We start from the raw sequence: 20710 nt of genomic DNA on the forward strand, positions 1-20710 counted from the left end.
GTATTGAAGCGGAGATGATTAGTTTGACCAAGAAGAAAGCATCAAAAAGTAAAATGACAGTATTTAACTTAACATGGCCTATTTTTATAGAAACCTTGTTATTTATGTTGCTAGGTAGTGTAGACACACTTATGTTAAGCAGATATTCTGATAACTCAGTTGCTGCTGTTGGAGTATCCAATCAGTTAATATCCATGATGAACATAATGTTTGGAATTTTATCTACAGGTACTTCTGTACTTATAGCTCAGAACCTAGGTGCTGGCAATAAGAAAATGGCCTCTAAGGTTGCTACAGTGTCATTAATAATAAACTTGATATTTGGGCTAACGCTGAGTGCAATAATGTATTTTGCTGCACATGGGATTTTAAGTACCATGGGAATAAGACCTGAGCTCATGAAGTTTGCATCTCAGTATCTTCAGATCGTTGGTGGTTTCTTATTTGTTCAGGCAGTTATGATGACTTGTACTGCTATAGTTAGAAGTCATGGATTAACTAAAATATCTATGTATGTAACCATAGGCATGAATGTATTGCATGTTATCCTAGATTATATCTTTATATTTGGTGCATTTGGAATTCCTGTTTTAGGAGTTGCAGGTGTGGCTATATCAACTAATATAAGTAAAATTGTTGGACTAATCATAATGCTTTTTGTAGTATTTAGAAATGTTGAAAGAGGATTCAGTTTGAAAAATCTAACGCCATTTCCTAAGAAGATAGTCAAGGATCTTTTAAAGATAGGGGTACCAACAGCAGGAGAGCAGCTTTCATACAATGTATCTCAACTAGTTATAACTTATTTTATAAACTTTTTGGGAAATGAGGCATTAACAACTAAAGCTTATGTACAAAATATAGTAATGTTTGCATATTTATTCTCCGTGGCAATAGGACAAGGGACTGAGATATTGGTAGGGCACCTTGTAGGAGCTGAGGAAAATGAGAAGGCGTATAAGACCTGTATACACAGTTTGAAGCTTGCATTAACAACAGCTTTTTCTATAGCATTAATATTTGGAGTCTTCCGAAATCAGGCCTTAGGTATATTTACATCAAATCCTAAGATACTAGCTGTAGGTGGGATTATTCTTATAATAGACGTATTTTTAGAACCAGGACGATCCTTCAATTTGGTTGTTATAAATTCTCTAAGAGCATCTGGAGATGTTAAGTTCCCCGTTTACATGGGGATTTGCTCCATGTGGGGAGTTAGTGTTACCTTATCCTATCTATTAGGCATAAAACTTGGTCTAGGACTTGCAGGGATGTGGGTTGCCTTTGCTTGTGACGAATGGTTTAGAGGAGTGTTGATGTTATGGAGATGGAGATCAAGAAAGTGGGAAAGTATGGCCTTTGTTAAAAAAGGAATGATAAGTCAGGAAAGTTAGTTAGTATGAGCTTATATTAATATAGTAAACATGCATAAATAGGAAGTTCCTTATATGCATGTTTTTTTACTTCAAAGGAAATTATAACTTATTTGTAAGCTAAGTATAATAATTTCGGCATTTACGAATAGATGGTTATAGAATACAGTAAGAACTAGATCGTATTAGCCTATCAGAATTTCTTTACATAGGTTAAGAAGTTCTGGTAGATGAGTAAAACTTTAAACTTAATTAACATAATATATTCAATAATTTAATAAGTTTATAGAAGGATTTTTAAGTTTCATAAATAATATTTAATAATAAAGAATTTTTAATTAGGAAAGAGGTGTAAATTAGTACTTATAGAGTTAGTAAATTAACTTTCCATAAAAGAACTCTTTAGTGCTAATAATTAATATGGATAATAATGAAAAGATGAAGTGGAGCTTAAAGGAATTATATTCTTCATTTAATGGTGAAGATTTTAGAAATGATATGAAATTATTTGATCAATGTATAGAAAAGTTTATATCATGGGCTGAAAATGACCTTAAGGATAATGATGAACCTATAAAAAAATTAGAGACTTATATAAATCTAATAAAAGAATATATTGGTTTAGAGGGAAGGCTTAGCAGCTTTGCCAGCCTAAGTTTTTCAGCAGATGCAAAGAATGAAGAAGCAAAGAAGTATTTAGGTATGATAGAAAAGAAGCAAACAAAGATAACAGGAGCACAGGTTAAGTTTGCAAAATGGATAAGCAGCTTAGAAGATTTAGATAAGATAATAAGAGCTTCTGACTTATTGAAAGAGCATGAATTTTATCTAAAAGAGATAGTTCTAGAAAACAAGCATATATTAAGTGAAAAAGAAGAAGTTGCTATATCCAAAATGAGATTAACTAGTTCTAGCGCCTGGCTGAAGCTTAAAAATCAATTGACATCAAATCATAAGGTAGAGATTGAGATAGACGGAAAGAAAGAAAAGCTGGCTATAACTAAGGTGAAAAACTTATTATTTTCAGATAATAAGGAATTAAGAAAGAAAGCTTTTTATGCTGAGTTGGAAAGTAATGATAGTATAGCAGAGGGAGTTGCAGCTTCGCTAAATGGTATAAAAGGTGAAGTATTAACTATTTGTGAGCTAAAAGGATATGAATCACCGCTTAAGATGACTCTTGAAAACTCTCGAATGGATGAAGAAACCTTAAATGTTATGCTTAAAGTTATGAAGGAAAGCTTAGTAGACTTCAAAAAGTACTTTTTTAAGAAAGCTGAGCTTTTAGGCTACCAGGGTAAGCTTCCTTATTATGATATAATGGCTCCAGTTGGAGAGAAGGATATGTCTTTTAGCTATGATGAAGCTGAAAGATTTATAGTAAAGCATTTCTCATCATTTTCAGAAGAAATGGGCAACCTTGCTAAAAAGGCTTTTGACAATAGGTGGATAGATGCGGAGGTAAGGGATGGGAAAAGAAGTGGTGCCTTCTGTCATAACTTACATTTCATAAAGGAGAGCAGAGTTCTTTGTAGCTTTGATGGAAACTTTAAAAATGTATGCACTATAGCCCATGAATTAGGTCACGCCTACCACGGATATGTATTACAGAAGGAAAGCATACTGAACTCATCATATCCTATGCCTCTTGCGGAGACTGCATCTATATTTGCTGAAAATATTGTGAGAAATGCAGCTTTAGAAACTGCCAATAAGGAGGAAGCTCTGGTTATATTAGGAGCAGAACTTGTAAACTGCGCTAGTGTAATAGTGGATATTTATGCAAGGTTCCTATTTGAGGATGAAGTATTTAAGAGAAGAAAAGATGGTGAATTGTCTTTAGAGGAATTAAAAGATTTAATGCTTTGGGCGGAGAAGGAAGCTTATGGAGAGGCAATACTAGAGGAAACCTTAGATCCATATGCTTGGGTGCATAAGCCTCACTATTACTATGTAGGAAGAAATTATTATAATTTCCCATATGCTTTTGGCCTTTTATTCTCTAAGGGTTTATACAAACTTTATATAGAAGAAGGAAGTAACTTTGTAGAAAGGTATAATGAAGTTCTTAGGTTAACAGGTAAGGCTAATGTTTATGATGTAGCTAAATATATAGGAATAGATTTACATGATGAGTCCTTCTGGAAGGGATCTATAGACATGGTAAAAAGGGATATAGAGAAGTTTTGTAATATATCAAGGTAGCCGTTAAAACTATTAAAATATCGAGTTTTAAAGGTTAGATACACTTTAATCTATTTCAGTCTTTAGTAAAAGAACTTAAAAATAGTTTTAGTAACAACACAATAAATGGTATTGTAAAATTAAGTAAATGGGGTAAAATAATATTAAGTGATTTTACCTGTTTGTATATCACTTAAGCTCCATAGTCCATTTCTAGAAAAGTCATATTTAAGTATGGGAGGATGTATGATCAATAAAAAGAAATTATTTAAAGAGATTATGGGATGGGTCTATCCCATAGTAGGCGCTCTTATTTTAGTAACCATACTTGATACTAAAGTTTTTGCAATGGTACAAGTGCAACAAAAATCAATGGAAAATACACTTGAAAATGGTCAAGAACTACTTATAGATAAGATAACTTACGATTTTAAAGAACCAAAAAGAGGAGATATAGTGATATTCTTAGAAGATAAAAGTAGGGATAAGGCTTTAGCAGATTTTAAGATATTTTTAGATGATTTACTTAACCATAAGGATATACGCTTAGTAAAACGTGTAATCGGAGTACCAGGAGATGAAATTGATCTTAGAGATGGATCTGTTTATGTTAATGGTAACAAACTATCTGAGGATTATGCTCAAGGTAATACAGAAAAGCAGCAGATAAACTTCCCGCTAAAAGTAGCAAAGGGAAAACTGTTTGTGCTAGGTGATAACAGAGAGGTTAGTATAGATAGTAGATCCTTTGGTCTTATCGACGAAAATCAGGTTGAAGGAAAAGCCCGACTTAGAATATGGCCTTTAGATAAGTTAAGTACTATAAAGTAAGAAACAAACCACTGAAAGGGTATACTCTCAGTGGTTTGTTTTTATTTTAAGTTAATCTCTAATGGAGCGCCTTGAGATAATGTCTTATAAAATGGGAAGGATACGTTATATCCATAAGTTTTAGTATTATCAATATTATCATATTCTAAGATATAGGAGTCTTTTTCCTTTGAGTTAGTATCTTTATAGAATTTAGTGTAATCTTGATGAATATACATTTCAAGCTCATCTCCATGTTTTTCAGCTAGATTAATAGGGTAGTAAGCTTTTAATAGATTATTAGGATCATCTAGGTTAAAGTAAAATTTAATATTATCAGAGTTTTTTTCAATTTTATTTATTTTTATAGTGCCTATATTATCTACGTGAAAGCTTCTTAATGTGTATAAGTCATGAGCTTTATGGAACTCTTCAGGAGTTGAAATTACTCGCTTATCGTCTTTAATGACCTCAGATCTATTAGTTAATGAGGCGGAAATGTAAAGTTTTTTTGCATCTTTTTCAACTTTGGTAAAATCGGTTATATAATAGCCGCTATCGTCAGACCTTGAGGTAATGGTATTATATATTCTTCCTTTATCATCAAATAAATAGAATTCGAAATCAATGGGATCTTTATCACCTTTTTCTAAAGAAAACTTAATTGAAGTGTTTAAAGGACTTGTTTTTAATCTATTAATCTTTACAGTATCTATATTGCCTAACTTTATTTTCCCCGGATTATTTTTGGATATGGTACTTTCTAGGGTATTTTCTCTAGATACAGGAACTAAAAATTTTACGTATAAATTAGGAATGTCATGGTTTCTTATAACTAAGTTCATATCCAATCTTTTAGGAACCTTCTTAGCTGGTGCAACCTCAAGTTTAGATACTATCAATATAGTATCGTCATCAAGTATAGTAGAACTGTTATCGGCACTCATAAATATAAGATTACCATTTGATACTAATGGAGAAATATCAAAATCATTTGCTTTTTTATCATTCTTATCTTTATTTAATCCTGGCTTAAAGATTCTAAGTGCTACCATAACATTTTCATCATCAGCCATAAGTTTGTCTATAGTGAATTTATATCCATCCTTTTCTTGACTTAAACCTATATAACTAGAGAAATCTTTAAATTCTTTATAATATCCAAGCTTTTCGTATAATGAGTCTATTAATGGAATGCTTTCGATAAAAGGATCAGCAAAAGCAGGTTTTACTGAAAAAGTTCCGATAGTTATTATAAGCGCCATAGAAGCCGCTATATAGGCATATTTCTTTTTATTATTAGCTTTGAGCTTTTTTCTAAATTTATTTTTAATATTTTTTATCTCTATGTCAGTAAGAGTTGCATCTATATTTTCATAATCCTCTTCGTCAAAAAATGAGGAGTTTAATATTTCATATATATTATCACTCATTTATGATACCTCCATAAAAGTCATTTATTTGTTTCTTTAACTGCTTCTTCCCTCTAAATATTCTATTGTCTACAGAAGATCTGGATAAATTTAAGGCCAAGCATATTTCATTTATGCTCTCACCCATAAGATACCTTCGTATGAAGATATCCTTGTCAGGGTAAGACATGGTGCTTATGATATCTAAAATCTCTTTATTACTTTCCTTAGCTAGTATCTCTGATTCAGTACTTTTTTCATCTATGATGCTTACATCATCAATATCACAGTTATTTTTCGACTTTGACAGCTTTCTTTTATAATCAATGGCATTGTACTTACTAACTGCAATTAACCATGAAGTAAACTTTGCTTCTTTTGCTTTGTATGAGGTTATATTATTCCAAATCTTTAGCAATACGTCATTCAAACATTCCATGCAATCCTCCCTATGGTCTATTCCGATTACAGAGACTATTACCTTAAAAATCAAATTTGAATAGTTGTCAACAACGTAGTCTAGTGCAGAAGGATTCTTCTTAATTAGCTGATCTATAAAGTTCTCACTAGTGATTTTCATATTGCACCTTCCTTTCATATATAACTACGAAGCTATATATTATAATCTCTCGTAAAATTTAACAATTTATATTTTATAATAAATACACATAAAGATGTACAACTTCAATGCCAAAGATATTTTTAAAAATACCTTACATTCTGAGTATAGAATTTGTAAAAATACTTTATTATCATTATAAGTGCATACAAAAAATCACTGAGTAAATAAACTCAGTGATTTTTTAGTTAATATTTTAAGTTTTTAGAAGCCTGAATTACCATGTTGAGATATATCGCTTAGTGAATGGCCAGCTTTTTCATCTGCTTTTGGTTCTGTAGCTAAGTCGCCAAGGGCTACTATTCCAACTACTCTTCCATTTTCTACTATTGGAATTCTTCTTATTTGTTGTTGGCTCATTATTCTTGAAATGTCTTCTACGCTCATATCAGGTGAAGCTGTTACAGGGTTGTTTGTCATAACACTATTAACTGTTTCATGTGTAGTATCAGCACCAGAGGAAACAGCTCTTAAAGTTATATCTCTATCAGTAACTATACCTACAAGTCTATCACCAGAACATACTGGAATTGAGCCGATATTGTATTCTTTCATTAGGATAGCAGCTCTTTCTACAGTATCATTAGGTGCTACGCTTACTAAAGATTTGCTCATTACATCTCTTGCTTTCATAAAAAACACCTACCTTTAATTAAATTTCAACATTAGTATTTCCTTAAAAAATAAAAAATAACTATAAAAATTATTAGGGAACAATTAACAGATGTGCTTTTTAGAATATTAATATCCAATATTTTAGGTAGTATATAATAACTATATAAATGTAAAAGTTTTTTATAATATTTATTGATTTTTGCTTTAGTGCTATTATTTTAGTAGTGTAGATCTTAGGAGGGATATAATGAATAAGATTAGAAATTCAGTAAAAGCTCTAATAATAGAAAACAACAAGGTTTTATTTATAAAGCTAGAAGATAAAGAAGGTTACTGGTATCTACTACCTGGAGGTGGGCAGGAACCTGGTGAGACCTTTATTGACACCTTAAAAAGAGAGTGCAGAGAAGAGTTAGGAGAAAGTGCAAAAATACAGATATATGATCTAGCATTGATACGTGAGTATATAGGTAAAAATCACGAGTTTGCAGAGTATGATAAGGACTTACACCAAGTTGAGTTTATGTTCAGGTGTAATATAAACAATGATTATGTGCCTACTATGGGAGCTGTGCCTGATAATATGCAGCTTGGCTCTGAATGGATTGATATTGATGATTTGAGTAATCATAGAATATATCCATCAGCTCTAAAGGATGTAATTAAAAAGATCTCAATAGGACAAAAGACAGCTGTTTATTTGGGAGATACAAATTAATTGCTATTGTAAAGCTTTTATTCTATAATTTAGTAGATATTTCATAACTAAAAGATAAGGAGCTGAGTTTGTGGAAAATGCTGTTTTTAGTGGTTTTCTAATTGTGTTTGGAGCTATGTTGGTATTTACAGGGTTTAAGGCTTCCGATGAAAAAATTAAAAATCTATCTAATTTTAAAAGATATAAGAAGATTTCAGATGAACTTATTAAATTTTTGAGGATTCAAAATATAGTAATCGGTGTAGCTTTATTTATTACAGGAGTTATAAATTTTTATTCCACGTTATCAACCATAATATTAGCAATTATAATAATGTCTATATATATAGTTACAGTAGCTTTAGCGTTTGTTGCTAAAGGTAGATATTTGAAGAAATAATTATGTCGGTTGATATTTATTTTCGTATTATTATTCTAAAAACAAGTGATCCTTAGTATATTGTTAAATAAATAATCCCTAAAACAGGGGTTATTTTTAATATATTATCTATTATTATTTAATATATAATCACCCATAGATGATTTAGTTGAGGCACATAGATTTACATTGCCTTGATTGAAAAGTAAGGATTTTAGTATTGGAGTATTTTTATAATACTAGTTAAATAACAGTTAACTGGTTATAATCTATAATATGGAGATTGATTTTAGCATGCAAATAATTGGTTATAATTAAAGGAGGTTTTGGGGTGAAGTGGTTAGATAAATTGGAAAGAAAGTTTGGTAGATACGCTATTAAGAACTTGATGTTCTATATAGTGATAGCTAACTTAATTGTATATTTAATGGAATATTTATTTAGAACAAGTATGCTTACATTTAAGCTTATGTTCATACCTAGTCTTATATTAAAGGGAGAAGTATGGAGAATTATAACTTTCATCTTCATACCACCAAGTTCATCACCTATCTTTATAATATTTGTATTATATTTTTATTATATGATAGGTTCAGCTTTAGAAAGCGAATGGGGAGCATTTAGATTTAACTTCTATTACTTGCTAGGGATAGTAGGGACTATAATTGCTGGTTTTATAACAGGAGGGGCTGTCACTGGAACTTATTTAACCTTATCTTTGTTCTTAGCCTTTGCCTACACATATCCAGATTATCAAATATTATTATTCTTTGTGTTACCAATTAAGATTAAATATTTGGCATGGCTTGATGCGGCATTTTTAGCTATTTCCTTTATCCAAGGAGATATTAGTGTAAAACTTTCTATAATTGCTGCACTAATAAATTTCTTTGTGTTTTTTGGCAAGGATATGTTATATAGAGGTAAAAATACTGGTTACTCATTTAATAGTAAGAAAGATTTCAAGAAAAAGATTAAAAACAAAAACATTAAGCTAGTGTGGAGACATAAGTGTGAAGTCTGTGGTATAACAGATAACGATGATCCTAATATAGAGTTTAGATATTGCTCTGGCTGTCAAGGAAATCATGAATACTGTATAAATCATTTAAGAAATCATGAACATGTTAAGAATAGTTAAATAATAGCCAAGAGTGTCTTTTATGTAAGATGCTCTCAGCTATTTACTGTAGATAATTGTGAAAATTTTCTGGTGCTAAATATTAATATCAAGGATTTATAATATCTGTTTAGAGTAAACAGATATTATTAGTCTGCCAAGTTTTTCATAGGTGCATTTGCAAATGCAGATGCGCAAAAAAAGTCTCTGAAGAATATTATCTTCAGAGACTTTTTTATTATAGACTTAATGCTTGATCTATAGCAGGTTTATCAAATCCAACGATTACTGTACCGTTGATATCTAGAACAGGAACTCCCATTTGTCTTGATTTATTAACCATTTCTTCTCTAGCACTTAAATCTTCTTGTACGTTTAATTCTTCGTAGTCTACTCCTTGTGATTTTAAGTAGCTTTTTGCCTTAACGCACCATGGGCATGAATTAGTTGTATATACTTTTACCATAATATTTCACTCCTTATTAACAAATAATTATTATCTAAATACATTATACCTCATGAGGGTATATTCTTCAATATAAAAATAATATAATCCATATAATATATGAATCAACTCATTTTATGCTTACATTTAATGTAATTCATTAATACATAAAAACGAATTGATGATATTAGGGTTTGAATATAGAGAAATAATATACTTGTTTCAAATAATTAATCGATAAATTTTTTTTCACAATAATCTGTGTTCGTAGTATAATTATTTTTGGTTTAGTAATAGAGTGAGTAATATAAGGAGGAAACCATGATTTTATTAAAAGAGCTAAAGAAAGTAAAAAGAAGGATAACCTATGAGAAAAGATTATATAATAGAAACTCTTTATTGTATCTTTTGGCTATAGTATTTTTCTATATATGCAATGGTGCCTTTAGTATGCTTCAAGGAATTTATCTTAAGGAAGCTGGAATGAGTGAGGGGTTCTTAGGAGTAATACTAAGTGTAAAGACTATTACAATAGCTTTAGGAGCTATTCCTTGTGCAATTATAGTTTCGAAAATTGGCAAGAAAAAGGGGTTAGTAATTGCTATGTTTATAATACCAATTACTATTATATTGCAGGGAATAACAAGTAACAATTGGATTGTATTGTTGCTTTCAGCAATGCAAGGTTTAGTAAATGCTTTTATAGTGGTATCTGAAGGACCATTTTTAATGGAGAACAGTAATGAGAGGACAAGACTTCAGTTATTTAGCTATGTATTTTCCACAAATGTATTTTCTACTATGGTAGGTTACTTTGCATTCGGCTCAATTTCAAGAACCCTAGAAGGTGTAATTGGTGGCATTAACTCATTAAGGTATTCAATTATAGCTTCTGGTGTTATTGGGATTTTTTCTGCTATATTTATACTTAAGATAAAATCCATAGAGGAAGTAAATACAAAAGAAAATACAAAGGATTTTATTAAGCACATAATTAGGTTATCATTAGATAAATATCCTTTAAGATTATTGTTTTATAACTCCATAATAGGTTTTGGAGCAGGTCTTGTAGTGCCTTATTTTAACGTGTATCTTAAGTATAAGGTTAATGCATCAACAGCTCAGATAGGTTTAATTATGGCATTAGCTCAATTCGCAATGGGGTTTGGAGGTTTATTGACTCCAGCTATGTCAAAAAAATTTGGTAGAGTAAAAACCATAAACTTATGCCAGATAGTATCAATACCATTTTTGCTGTTAATAGCATTGCCGCCTAACTTGTATATAGTAGCAATGGCTCTATTTATGAGAAACGGGCTTATGAATATGTCTGGGCCAGTGGTTGGAACTATAACTATGGAACTTATTGAAGGAGAAGAAAGATCAATGTTTGCAAGTGTAAATAATATCTTCAGTAATGTTAGCAGAGCAATTAGTACTGCGCTTGGGGGAATTATAATGTCTAGTTTGCCTCATGGCTACGAGATTCCTTATATAATAACTGCTATAATGTATATAATTGCAACAGTGGTATTTCATAAATCATTTTCATTTTTAGATTATGGAGTAAAAGCAGAGAAAGAAATAATAGTATAGTTGTATAGTGGTCTAGACAGGTTAAGAAAATTATAATATAATTAAATTAGGAGGAACGGGAATGATAGATAAGAATAGTCCTATACCAGTTTATTATCAGCTTAAGGAAGATATTAAAAAGAAAATAGCCAATGGAGTATGGAAAGTTGGACAATGCATAGATAGTGAAAGAGAACTTTCAGAGAGCTATGGTGTAAGTAGAATGACAATAAGGCAGGCTCTTGGTGAGCTTGTTCAAGAGGGAATACTCATAAGAGAAAAAGGAAAAGGAACCTTTGTTTGCGAGCCAAAAGTCAAGCAAAAAGATATGATGAGTTTTTCTAATATAATAAGAAAGCTTGGAGGAAATCTTAGCACTGAGGTTCTAGGCTTTGAAATAATGGATACGCCAGAAGATATGCAAGAGCTATTTCCTTTTGATAAGTTATATAGAATAGATAGAATGAGAATAGTAGATGGAGAAAATATTGCAAATGAAATAGTTTATATACCTTGCGACTACTGTGGCTATATAGATGAAGATTTGCTTAAAGGTTCTCTTTTTGAGATACTAGAGGGATTTGGGTATACTATAGATTATTCGCAATCCTCTATAAAAGCAGTTGTTATGGACGATTATTATAAAAAACTTTTTAAAGTAGACAAAAACGTTCCTTTACTTAATATATATTCAAAGACTATAACTAAAAATGGGAAGATACTTTTTGTAGAAGAATCTATCTACAGATCAGATAAGTTCTTATTAGAAGTTGATATCTCAACACGAGAGGGGAAGTTTAGATGAAATTAATTGTAACTAAAGACTATGAAGAAATGAGTAAAGTTGCAGCTAAAGAGATTAGTGATTTTATAAATAGTAAACCAGAAGCAGTTCTAGGTCTAGCTACTGGAGGTACTCCAAAAGGCTTATATGAAGAACTTATAGAGTTAAATAAGCACGGAATAGTTGATTTTTCCAAGGTTACAAGTATAAACTTAGATGAGTATATAGGACTAAGTGGTGAACATGAACAAAGCTATAGATACTTCATGGACCATAACTTGTTTAATTATATAAATATAGATAAAAGCAAAACTTTTGTTCCTAACGGATTGGCTGATGATATAGAGTTAGAATGTATGGAGTATGATAAAAAAATAGCTGAACTTGGTGGGATAGATCTACAGTTACTTGGAATAGGTAGTAATGGTCATATCGGCTTTAATGAACCTGCTGAATATCTATATATGGGAACACATCAAACAATTTTAGCAAAGGATACAATTGAAGCTAACTCAAGATTTTTCAAATCAATAGATGAAGTACCAAGAAAAGCTATAACAATGGGTATTGGTGGAATAATGAAAGCTAAGAAGATAGTTCTTTTAGCTAGTGGTGAAAACAAGGCTGAAGTAGTAAAAGAGCTTGTTAGTGGGAAGATAACTACAGAGGTTCCAGCTTCAATGCTTCAGATGCATAGAGATGTGGTCATCGTAATTGACGAAGCAGCGGCTAAATTTGTATCATTACACTCAGAAGATTGCATTAAAAGTCCTTCAGGATTTTAATCCTAAACAAAAATATGGATACAATATAGTAGAAATAAATCGATAATGCTAAGGATGCAATATCGATTTTTTTTATTGTCTAGAAAGTATAAAGCCTTTTATTAGATTAATCTATTAATTTAAAGTGCTTAGAACAGCTATCTAGGTTAAACAGTAAAAAGAATTCTTATTTGCCTGCAGATTTTCCTCATATGTATTTGGAAAGATAACTGCGCAGAAAAGTAGGAGATTAGAACAAAAGTTTTATTTGAAATTATATATGTAAAAAATAATTTTCATGACATACTTTAACATATATATCATAATATTATATAATGTTTAATATTGATTAAAACTCAATTTTAAATCTATGTTAATATAAATAGGGATTATATTTTTGCTAATAATGAAAGAATATTAATATATAGTGTAAATGATGAAATAGTAGGTGAATATGATGGCTAAAATTAGAACTCTATATGTTTGTCAGCAATGTGGGTATGAATCGCCAAAGTGGTTAGGGCGTTGTCCTGGGTGCAATTCATGGAACTCCATGTTAGAGGAAATAAAAGAAGCAAAACCTGAAAGAACTTCACTACCTATTAGACAAACTAATAGTGTACCTAAGCCGATAAAGGAAATAAAGTCTGGAGAAAAGGAAAGGTATGATACTGGGATAGTTGAGTTAAATAGGGTATTAGGAGGAGGACTTGTAAAAGGCTCTCTTACTCTTATTTCTGGAGACCCTGGTATAGGAAAGTCGACACTTCTTCTTCAATCAGCAAATAACATATCTCAAAAGTATGGAAAAGTTCTTTATGTTTCTGGTGAAGAGTCGGAAGAACAAATTAAAATAAGAGGAGATAGGCTAGGAGTTGATGCGGAAAACTTGTATATAGTATCAGAAACTAGTTTAGATATAATAGAGAGATATATAGAGGATATAAAACCAATATTCGTTATCATAGACTCTATACAAACCGTTTATAAGGAAGGTGTTACTTCTGCTCCAGGAAGTGTTTCTCAAGTTAGAGAATGTTCAAATGTAATAATGAGAATTGGTAAAAATAATAACATACCTCTATTTATAGTTGCTCATGTAACTAAACAGGGAGAATTAGCAGGTCCTAGAGTTCTGGAGCATATGGTAGACACAGTACTTTCTTTTGAGGGTGAAAGAACTGAAGAGTTTAGAATACTTAGAACTATGAAGAATAGATTTGGAACAACCAGTGAGATAGGTGTCTTTGAGATGAGTGAAGAAGGACTGATGCAAATATATGATCCGTCTAGAATGTTTCTAGAAGATACTAGCTATAATCAAGAGGGATCAATGGTTGTAGGACTTATGGAAGGCACTAGGCCAATACTCGTGGAGATTCAGGCATTAGTAACTGAGACGAAGGCTGTTATGCCAAGAAGAACAGCTGTTGGTATAGACAATCAAAGGCTTAGTCTTATACTTGCAGTACTTGAGAAAAAGCTAAGGATACCTTTTTATAATAGTGATGTATATGTGAATGTAGTAGGTGGGCTTGAAATAGAAGGCACTACTGCAGATGTAGGAATAGCATTAGCACTGATATCATCTTCTAAAGGTACAGCATGCGCTTTGGAAAAAACTATGATTATTGGAGAAGTGGGGCTAACTGGAGAAATAAGGCCAATAAACAATTGTGATAGACTTGTCAATGAGGCTGAAAAAATGGGTTTTACCAATGTAATAGTACCATCTAGAAATGTAGATAAGCTAAATAAGCAAGGACTAAAGGTAATTGGGGTTGGAACTTTAAAAGAAGCAGTAAGTAAGATTTTCTGATGGCGGGTGAATGAGTATGAGAATAGAAAATGATAGAGAAATAAAAAATATTTTAAAAATAGTTGGACCAGGTACACAACTTAGAGAAGGTCTTGAGAATATACTTAGAGCTAAAACTGGTGGACTTATACTGCTTAATAATAGTGAGGAAGTAATGAAGATAGTCGATGGAGGGTTTACCATAAATTCTGACTACTCACCATCCTATATTTACGAGCTTGCTAAGATGGATGGTGCAATAGTGATAAGTTCGGATCTCAAAAAAATTATATGTGCTAATGCACAGTTAGTGCCTGATTCTTCAATACAAACTTTTGAAACGGGAACAAGACATAGGACAGCTCAAAGGGTAGCAAGGCAAACTGGAACTATAGCGGTAGCTATTTCTCAGAGAAGAAATATAATAACAATATATAAGGGAGAAATAAAGTATGTACTAAGAGAAAGTAGTGTCATACTAGCTAGGGCTAACCAAGCGGTTCAAACACTTGAAAAGTATGTTTCTGTACTTGATAGAGTTATTAATAACTTAAACTTACTTGAGTTTCAAGATCTAGTAACTCTATTTGATGTGGTTACGGCTATTCAAAGAACTGAAATGGTCATGAGAATCGTTGGAGAAATAGAGAGATATATAGTTGAGCTTGGCAACGAAGGCAGGCTTATTTCCATGCAGCTTAATGAACTTATAAAAAATATTGAGCAGGATGGTATATTGCTTATTAGAGATTATTGTAAAATTAATATGGATTACAATGAAATATATAAAGAACTTCAAAAATTAGGCCAAGAGGAACTTTTAGATCTCGATATGATAGGAAAGTTACTTGGATATGTATCTGTGCCACTAATTGATACGTTGATTTCTCCAAGAGGTTATAGGATATTAAATAAGGTTCCAAGAATTCCAGCTAGTGTAATAGAGAATCTTATTAAGCACTTTAAGGAATTAACAGCTATACTTGAGGCGACTACAGATGATTTAGATCAGGTTGAGGGCATAGGAGAAGCAAGAGCAAGAGCTATTAGAAACGGACTTAGAAGAATTAAGGAGCAAGTATCTCTAAATAAGCAACTATAAAAAGTTAGCAGGATTAATCCTGCTAACTTTTTATATAATATTTAAGTTAACGTTTACTATAGAGATTTTAATAAAGTATCTTATCTTATTAACTACGATAGAATGATGATGTCAAACATTTAAGACCTATTCAAATGTAGACATGATATTAATCAAAATAAGTATTTGAATCTACAAGTTAATTACATCTTAAGATGTATTAAAAATAAAAAAATGTAGAAAATTATAGTCATAAGATGTTTTAATTAGGAAATAAATAATATCATAGCTATCTAAAAGTAAATTTTCCTAAAGTATTTATTCTGTCATATTCTTTTATTAAAATATCATAAAGGTTTAAGTCTAAAGTATTGCAAAGTGAGGTAAGATAGAAAATATTATTTCCGATTTCTCGTTCTATTATCTCTCTGCAACTTTCGCATAGTTCGCCATTTAGATGTGTTTTTAGGCATTTGTCTAAGACATCTATAGAATCGTCTTCCTCAGGAAGGCATTGTTTATCTGCAGAGATTTTTACGCAACCACAATTAGTTACAGCTTTAGCCACAGCTCTATTCACTCTAGCATTAGACTCTTGATATTTGGAGAGGATATCAAGAATGCTCTTGTGTCTTAGTAGTGATTCCTGTACAGCATTTTGAAAATCATCGAATATAACGTCCTTCATCGGTATCACTCCTCTTGATAATTTAGTTTGTATTTAATTTAATTATAAATATTTTCAGATTATTTTGTCAATGAAGTAAGATGTGCTCATCCTTAGATATTATATTAAATCATAGATATTGTTTTTTATAGGGGGTATTTATATAGTAATTTATAGAAAGTTTTATTGTGCTATTAGTTTTTATAAAATTTTGCCGTATACATTAAAAATAGCCTAATACATAAAAAAAATCACTAATGAAAACCCCATTAGTGATTTTTTCCTTAACTATATGTTATAATTGTTTAAAGGATTTTATAAAAAAATGTTGTTTTCAAGAATGTATTTCAATATAATGGAAATACTTAATAGTAGGAGGTGAATTTATTGGTAAAAAAGCTTTTTAGATTGACATTTACCATAATTGGATTGGTAGTAGGGTATTTTATAGCAGGTGCGGTTGTAAACACGAATTATATATCAAACCATTTTTCTTCTATAAAGATGCCTATAGTAGCGCTAATTTTCTACGCTTTATTTATTATTGTTTTCGGACTTATACTTTTTATTGTTTCTCCATTTCTATACAAGTGGACATCAAAGCTTATAGATGCCATAGAAAGCAGTATGCAGAAATTAACTGCTAGTGAAATTTTATTCGGTGCGTTAGGAGCCATAGTTTCACTTATAATAGCTTCATTATTCATGTTGCCGCTAAATGGGGTGCTAAATAAAATACATGAGATATTGGCTCAGGTTGTGTTCATAGTTGTGAACCTTATTGCTTTAGTAATTGGAGTTGACATTTCGGTTAAAAGAAGAGACGATATAATAGCTTTATTTGATGGACTTAAAAGAAATTCAGGTAAGGACAAGAAGAATAAGCATGGATTTAAAGGTTATCCAAAGGTATTAGATACATCAGTAATAATAGACGGAAGAATATTTGACATATGTCAAACTGGTTTTGTAGAAGGTCCTCTAGTTATACCAAGCTTTGTTCTAGATGAACTTAGGCACATATCTGATTCTTCAGACTCTTTAAAAAGAAATAGGGGAAGAAGAGGGTTAGATATATTAAATAAGATTCAAAAGGAACTAAGTATAGAGGTTCAAATTTGGGAAGGTGATTTTCCAGATATTCAAGAAGTGGATTCTAAGCTTTTAAAACTTGCACAGACATTAAGTGGAAAAGTTGTGACTAATGATTATAATTTAAATAAGGTTGCGGAGTTTCAAGGTGTTCCAGTTCTTAACATAAACGAACTAGCAAATGCAATAAAGCCAGTTGTTTTACCTGGAGAAGATATGACCATAACTGTGGTTAAGGATGGTAAGGAATCAGGACAGGGAATTGCATATCTAGACGATGGTACTATGATAGTAGTAGAAGGCGGAAGAAAATTTATTGGAGAAAACATTGATGTAACGGTTACTTCTGTGCTACAAACTGCTGCAGGAAGAATGATATTCGCAAAACAAAAAGAAGTAGTTTAGAAGTAGAGAGGTTTAAGATATGGCAAGGGTTAGTGCAGTTATAGTAGCTGGTGGAAAAGGTAAGAGGATGGGCACGGATGTGGCTAAGCAATATATTAATATTGGAGGAAAACCAATATTATATTATGCTATTAAAGCTTTTGCAGAGTGTAAGCAAATAGATGAAATAATTTTGGTTACACAAAAAGATGAAATCCAGTATTGTAAAAGTCAAATAGTTGAAAAGTTTAATCTTCCAGTAAAAACAATTGTTGAGGCTGGAGCAGAAAGACAGGATTCTGTATATAATGGATTAAATTCTATTGATGATTGTGATGTAGTATTAATTCATGATGCAGCTAGGCCCTTCGTTACTAGCACTATAATAGAAAAAGGAATAAAATATGCTGAAGATTTTGGTGCAGCAGCACCTGGAGTTACGCCTAAGGATACAATAAAGATAAAAGGAAATGATGGTTTTTCTATAGAAACACCAGATAGGAATACATTATTTGCAGTCCAAACTCCTCAATGTTTTAAATATAAAATGATAAAAGACTGTCATGAGAAGATAAGGAATGCAAATATTCCTGTGACAGATGATACTATGGCTTTTGAGATGTTTTATAATAAGGTGTTTTTATATGAAGGTGATTATAAGAATATAAAAATAACTACTCCTGAGGATTTGATACTTGCAGAAGGCTTTGTAAATAAAGAATAATCAGCATTGAATATGGATTTTATCAATGGATTTGGGATATTGACACACTTTTTTTTAGAAGTTATAATAAATTAAGCAAATTTAATATTGCAAAGCATTGATGAAGAATAGTAAGGGCTAACTTACAGAGAGAAAATCCTAGGCTGCAAGATTTTCACCAGCTTTGAACCCGCTTCTGAGTTGTAGGCAAAAACTATCGGTCTAATACCGTTATTATTATTTGAGTACAAATTTAGGTGGTACCGCGATATAAGTTCGCCCTAAGCATAGGGCGGGCTTTTTTTATTTTTTGGGGCTTATATCAAAGCCAACGTTGCAGATAAGTACGTATATATTGGAGAAAGAGTAAAAAGGAGAAATTAAGGCTCCTGTAATATTCTTAACATAGGTTCAGAAAAGGTAGCTAAATATAGCCTAGTAAAGGTTTATAAATATGAAAAATATTTTTTAAAGACATAGGGAGGATACGCAAATGAAAATGTCAAATATGTTAGTTTCTACATTAAGAGAAGTACCTGCAGAAGCTGAAATAGACAGCCATAAGCTTATGCTTAGAGCTGGAATGATGAGAAAGATGGCTTCTGGGATATATAATTATATGCCATTAGGCCTTAAAGTGCTTAAGAACATAGAAAATATAGTTAGAGATGAGATGGATAGCGCAGGTGCTCAAGAATTTTTAGCATCAGCAATGATACCAGCAGAATTATGGCAAGAATCAGGAAGATGGGATGCTTATGGAGCTGAGATGTTCAGACTTAAGGATAGAAATGAAAGAGACTTTTGTCTTGGACCAACTCATGAGGAAGTTTTTACAGATATAGCTAGAAATGAGATAAAGTCTTATAAACAATTGCCAATAAATCTTTATCAGATTCAGACAAAATACAGAGATGAGAGAAGACCAAGATTCGGTATTATGAGATCAAGAGAGTTCATAATGAAGGATGCTTATAGCTTTGATAAAGACGAGGCTGGACTTGATGTATCTTATAATAAGATGAACAAGGCTTACGTAAATATATTTAATAGATGTGGTTTAGACGCTAAATGTGTAGAGGCTGATTCTGGTGCGATTGGAGGATCAAACTCAGCAGAATTCATGGTAAGATCAGAGGTTGGAGAAGACGATGTTGTTTTCTGCACTAGCTGTGATTATGCTGCTAACATAGAGAAAGCAGCTCCAACTCCAGATATAGCAGAAAATGAGGAACTAAAGGAATTAAAGAAAATAGAGACTCCAAATACTAGAACTATAGAAGAATTAGTTAAATTCTTTAATACAACAGAAAAGAAATTTGCCAAAACTCTTATATACAATGCTGATGGAAGAATTGTTGCAGTAATGGTAAGAGGAGATAGAGAAGTAAATGAAACTAAAGTAGCAAACGCTTTAGGAGGAGTTACTAATTTAGATATGGCTGACAGTGATGCTGTTTTCAAGGCTACTAAAGCACAAATCGGGTTTGCTGGTCCTATAGGAATAAACGTTGAAGTTCTTTTGGTTGATATAGAAGTTGCTAAGATGTATAACTTTATAGTTGGAGCAAATGAAACAGGATATCATATTGAAAATGTAAACTATGGAAGAGACTTTGAAGGTACTGTAGGAGATTTTAGAAACATTACTGAAGGTGAGAAATGTCCACATTGCGGAAATCCAATAACTATATCAAGAGGTACTGAGGTAGGACATATATTTAAACTTGGTACAAAGTACTCTAACTCTATGAATGCTAAGTTTATAGATGAGAATGGAGAGCAGAAACCATTTATTATGGGATGCTATGGTATAGGTATTACTAGAACAATGGCATCTATAATAGAACAACACCATGATGAGAATGGAATAGTATGGCCACTTTCTGTAGCACCATATCATGTATCTGTAGTAATTGTAAACATAAAGGATGAGGCTCAGGTTAAAGTAGCTAATGATCTTTATGAGGCCTTAAGAAAAAAAGGTATTGATGTTATATTGGATGATAGAAATGAAAGAGCTGGAGTTAAGTTCAAAGATGCAGATCTAATGGGAATCCCAATGAGAATTACAGTAGGTAAAAAAATTACTGAAAACCAAGTAGAGTTTAAACTTAGAAATTCTCAAGACATAGATGTAATAAATATAGATGACGTGTACAATACAGTAAAAAAACAATTTGATGAAGCTGGTTTGCATGTTTAGTA

19 protein-coding genes are annotated in these 20710 nt (G+C 31.5%); 14 read left to right on the forward strand and 5 right to left on the reverse strand.

The features are described from left to right. The first annotated feature begins 23 nt into the window (after positions 1-23). The 3 genes from GXK57_RS17510 (at position 24) to lepB (ending at position 4388) form a co-directional block, all read left to right on the forward strand. Positions 24-1394: an MATE family efflux transporter gene (locus GXK57_RS17510; protein ID WP_160678838.1), complete on the forward strand. Its 1371-nt coding sequence runs from the start codon at positions 24-26 to the stop codon at positions 1392-1394. 399 nt (positions 1395-1793) lie between these two features. After that, positions 1794-3578, forward strand: a complete 1785-nt coding sequence (locus GXK57_RS17515; protein WP_243156462.1) for a M3 family oligoendopeptidase — start codon at positions 1794-1796, stop codon at positions 3576-3578. A gap of 225 nt (positions 3579-3803) precedes the next feature. Then, complete coding sequence (lepB, locus tag GXK57_RS17520; RefSeq protein WP_243156463.1) at positions 3804-4388, forward strand: signal peptidase I; 585 nt, start codon at positions 3804-3806, stop codon at positions 4386-4388. Positions 4389-4429: 41 nt separating this feature from the next. On the opposite strand, the gene GXK57_RS17525 is transcribed toward lepB, so the two are convergent. The 3 genes from GXK57_RS17525 to GXK57_RS17535 all read right to left on the reverse strand — a co-directional run bounded on the left by GXK57_RS17525 (position 4430) and on the right by GXK57_RS17535 (position 7031). Continuing rightward, entirely contained in the window at positions 4430-5800 is a 1371-nt protein-coding gene (locus tag GXK57_RS17525) for a DUF4179 domain-containing protein (protein WP_160678840.1), read from the reverse strand. Further along, on the reverse strand, positions 5793-6359 hold the full coding sequence (locus tag GXK57_RS17530; protein ID WP_160678842.1) for a sigma-70 family RNA polymerase sigma factor: 567 nt from the start codon (positions 6357-6359) through the stop codon (positions 5793-5795). Before GXK57_RS17530 ends, GXK57_RS17525 begins: the two co-directional genes overlap by 8 nt. 243 nt (positions 6360-6602) lie before the next feature. Further along, a complete protein-coding gene (locus GXK57_RS17535) occupies positions 6603-7031 on the reverse strand; it encodes a CBS domain-containing protein (RefSeq protein ID WP_160678844.1) in 429 nt (142 codons plus the stop codon). A 229-nt stretch (positions 7032-7260) separates the two neighbouring features. On the opposite strand from GXK57_RS17535, the gene GXK57_RS17540 reads away from it, so the two are divergent. The 3 genes from GXK57_RS17540 (at position 7261) to GXK57_RS17550 (ending at position 9230) form a co-directional block, all read left to right on the forward strand. Beyond that, the gene (locus tag GXK57_RS17540; RefSeq protein ID WP_160678846.1) at positions 7261-7731 is read left to right on the forward strand and encodes an NUDIX domain-containing protein; all 471 of its coding nucleotides are present in this window, start codon (positions 7261-7263) and stop codon (positions 7729-7731) included. Between the two features lie 70 nt (positions 7732-7801). Beyond that, a complete protein-coding gene (locus GXK57_RS17545; RefSeq protein ID WP_160678848.1) occupies positions 7802-8110 on the forward strand; it encodes a hypothetical protein in 309 nt (102 codons plus the stop codon). A 310-nt stretch (positions 8111-8420) separates the two neighbouring features. Beyond that, positions 8421-9230 (forward strand): hypothetical protein, encoded by an 810-nt coding sequence (locus tag GXK57_RS17550; protein WP_160678850.1) that lies wholly within the window; start codon positions 8421-8423, stop codon positions 9228-9230. Between the two features lie 217 nt (positions 9231-9447). Here the strand turns inward: GXK57_RS17550 and GXK57_RS17555 are convergent, their stop codons facing one another. After that, the gene (locus GXK57_RS17555) at positions 9448-9675 is read right to left on the reverse strand and encodes a glutaredoxin family protein (protein ID WP_128211240.1); all 228 of its coding nucleotides are present in this window, start codon (positions 9673-9675) and stop codon (positions 9448-9450) included. 300 nt (positions 9676-9975) lie between these two features. Between GXK57_RS17555 and GXK57_RS17560 the strand changes: the two genes are divergently transcribed. The 5 genes from GXK57_RS17560 to disA all read left to right on the forward strand — a co-directional run bounded on the left by GXK57_RS17560 (position 9976) and on the right by disA (position 15677). Then, positions 9976-11250 carry an MFS transporter gene (locus GXK57_RS17560; protein WP_160678852.1) on the forward strand — a complete coding sequence of 425 codons (1275 nt, stop codon included), beginning with the start codon at positions 9976-9978 and terminating at the stop codon, positions 11248-11250. A 61-nt stretch (positions 11251-11311) separates the two neighbouring features. Further along, complete coding sequence (locus GXK57_RS17565; protein WP_160678854.1) at positions 11312-12034, forward strand: GntR family transcriptional regulator; 723 nt, start codon at positions 11312-11314, stop codon at positions 12032-12034. After that, positions 12031-12798 carry a glucosamine-6-phosphate deaminase gene (nagB, locus tag GXK57_RS17570; protein WP_160678856.1) on the forward strand — a complete coding sequence of 256 codons (768 nt, stop codon included), beginning with the start codon at positions 12031-12033 and terminating at the stop codon, positions 12796-12798. The genes GXK57_RS17565 and nagB overlap by 4 nt, the downstream gene beginning before the upstream one ends. A 436-nt stretch (positions 12799-13234) precedes the next feature. Further along, positions 13235-14596: a DNA repair protein RadA gene (radA, locus tag GXK57_RS17575; protein WP_160678858.1), complete on the forward strand. Its 1362-nt coding sequence runs from the start codon at positions 13235-13237 to the stop codon at positions 14594-14596. Positions 14597-14612: 16 nt separating this feature from the next. Continuing rightward, positions 14613-15677 carry a DNA integrity scanning diadenylate cyclase DisA gene (disA, locus tag GXK57_RS17580; RefSeq protein ID WP_160678860.1) on the forward strand — a complete coding sequence of 355 codons (1065 nt, stop codon included), beginning with the start codon at positions 14613-14615 and terminating at the stop codon, positions 15675-15677. Between the two features lie 268 nt (positions 15678-15945). Here the strand turns inward: disA and GXK57_RS17585 are convergent, their stop codons facing one another. Next, on the reverse strand, positions 15946-16344 hold the full coding sequence (locus GXK57_RS17585; RefSeq protein WP_160678862.1) for a DUF1573 domain-containing protein: 399 nt from the start codon (positions 16342-16344) through the stop codon (positions 15946-15948). Positions 16345-16710: 366 nt separating this feature from the next. On the opposite strand from GXK57_RS17585, the gene GXK57_RS17590 reads away from it, so the two are divergent. The 3 genes from GXK57_RS17590 (at position 16711) to GXK57_RS17600 (ending at position 20708) form a co-directional block, all read left to right on the forward strand. Continuing rightward, positions 16711-17820, forward strand: coding sequence for a PIN/TRAM domain-containing protein (locus GXK57_RS17590; RefSeq protein ID WP_160678864.1), 1110 nt, complete (start codon positions 16711-16713; stop codon positions 17818-17820). A 19-nt stretch (positions 17821-17839) separates the two neighbouring features. Further along, on the forward strand, positions 17840-18523 hold the full coding sequence (gene ispD / locus GXK57_RS17595; RefSeq protein ID WP_160678866.1) for a 2-C-methyl-D-erythritol 4-phosphate cytidylyltransferase: 684 nt from the start codon (positions 17840-17842) through the stop codon (positions 18521-18523). 472 nt (positions 18524-18995) lie between these two features. Next, a complete protein-coding gene (locus GXK57_RS17600) occupies positions 18996-20708 on the forward strand; it encodes a proline--tRNA ligase (RefSeq protein WP_160678868.1) in 1713 nt (570 codons plus the stop codon). Positions 20709-20710 lie beyond the last annotated feature (2 nt).

It is taken from the genome of Clostridium sp. C8-1-8, assembly GCF_009928445.1.
Lineage (GTDB): Bacteria > Bacillota > Clostridia > Clostridiales > Clostridiaceae > Clostridium_AR.

Bases quoted from the DNA above. Each gene is read 5' to 3' on its own strand.
- GXK57_RS17515 (WP_243156462.1), top strand. From the start codon at position 1,794: ATGGATAATAATGAAAAGATGAAGTGGAGCTTAAAGGAATTATATTCT.
- lepB (WP_243156463.1), top strand. From the start codon at position 3,804: ATGATCAATAAAAAGAAATTATTTAAAGAGATTATGGGATGGGTCTAT.
- GXK57_RS17525 (WP_160678840.1), bottom strand. From the start codon at position 5,800: ATGAGTGATAATATATATGAAATATTAAACTCCTCATTTTTTGACGAA.
- GXK57_RS17530 (WP_160678842.1), bottom strand. From the start codon at position 6,359: ATGAAAATCACTAGTGAGAACTTTATAGATCAGCTAATTAAGAAGAAT.
- GXK57_RS17535 (WP_160678844.1), bottom strand. From the start codon at position 7,031: ATGAAAGCAAGAGATGTAATGAGCAAATCTTTAGTAAGCGTAGCACCT.
- GXK57_RS17540 (WP_160678846.1), top strand. From the start codon at position 7,261: ATGAATAAGATTAGAAATTCAGTAAAAGCTCTAATAATAGAAAACAAC.
- GXK57_RS17555 (WP_128211240.1), bottom strand. From the start codon at position 9,675: ATGGTAAAAGTATATACAACTAATTCATGCCCATGGTGCGTTAAGGCA.
- GXK57_RS17560 (WP_160678852.1), top strand. From the start codon at position 9,976: ATGATTTTATTAAAAGAGCTAAAGAAAGTAAAAAGAAGGATAACCTAT.
- GXK57_RS17565 (WP_160678854.1), top strand. From the start codon at position 11,312: ATGATAGATAAGAATAGTCCTATACCAGTTTATTATCAGCTTAAGGAA.
- nagB (WP_160678856.1), top strand. From the start codon at position 12,031: ATGAAATTAATTGTAACTAAAGACTATGAAGAAATGAGTAAAGTTGCA.
- radA (WP_160678858.1), top strand. From the start codon at position 13,235: ATGGCTAAAATTAGAACTCTATATGTTTGTCAGCAATGTGGGTATGAA.
- disA (WP_160678860.1), top strand. From the start codon at position 14,613: ATGAGAATAGAAAATGATAGAGAAATAAAAAATATTTTAAAAATAGTT.
- GXK57_RS17585 (WP_160678862.1), bottom strand. From the start codon at position 16,344: ATGAAGGACGTTATATTCGATGATTTTCAAAATGCTGTACAGGAATCA.
- ispD (WP_160678866.1), top strand. From the start codon at position 17,840: ATGGCAAGGGTTAGTGCAGTTATAGTAGCTGGTGGAAAAGGTAAGAGG.
- GXK57_RS17600 (WP_160678868.1), top strand. From the start codon at position 18,996: ATGAAAATGTCAAATATGTTAGTTTCTACATTAAGAGAAGTACCTGCA.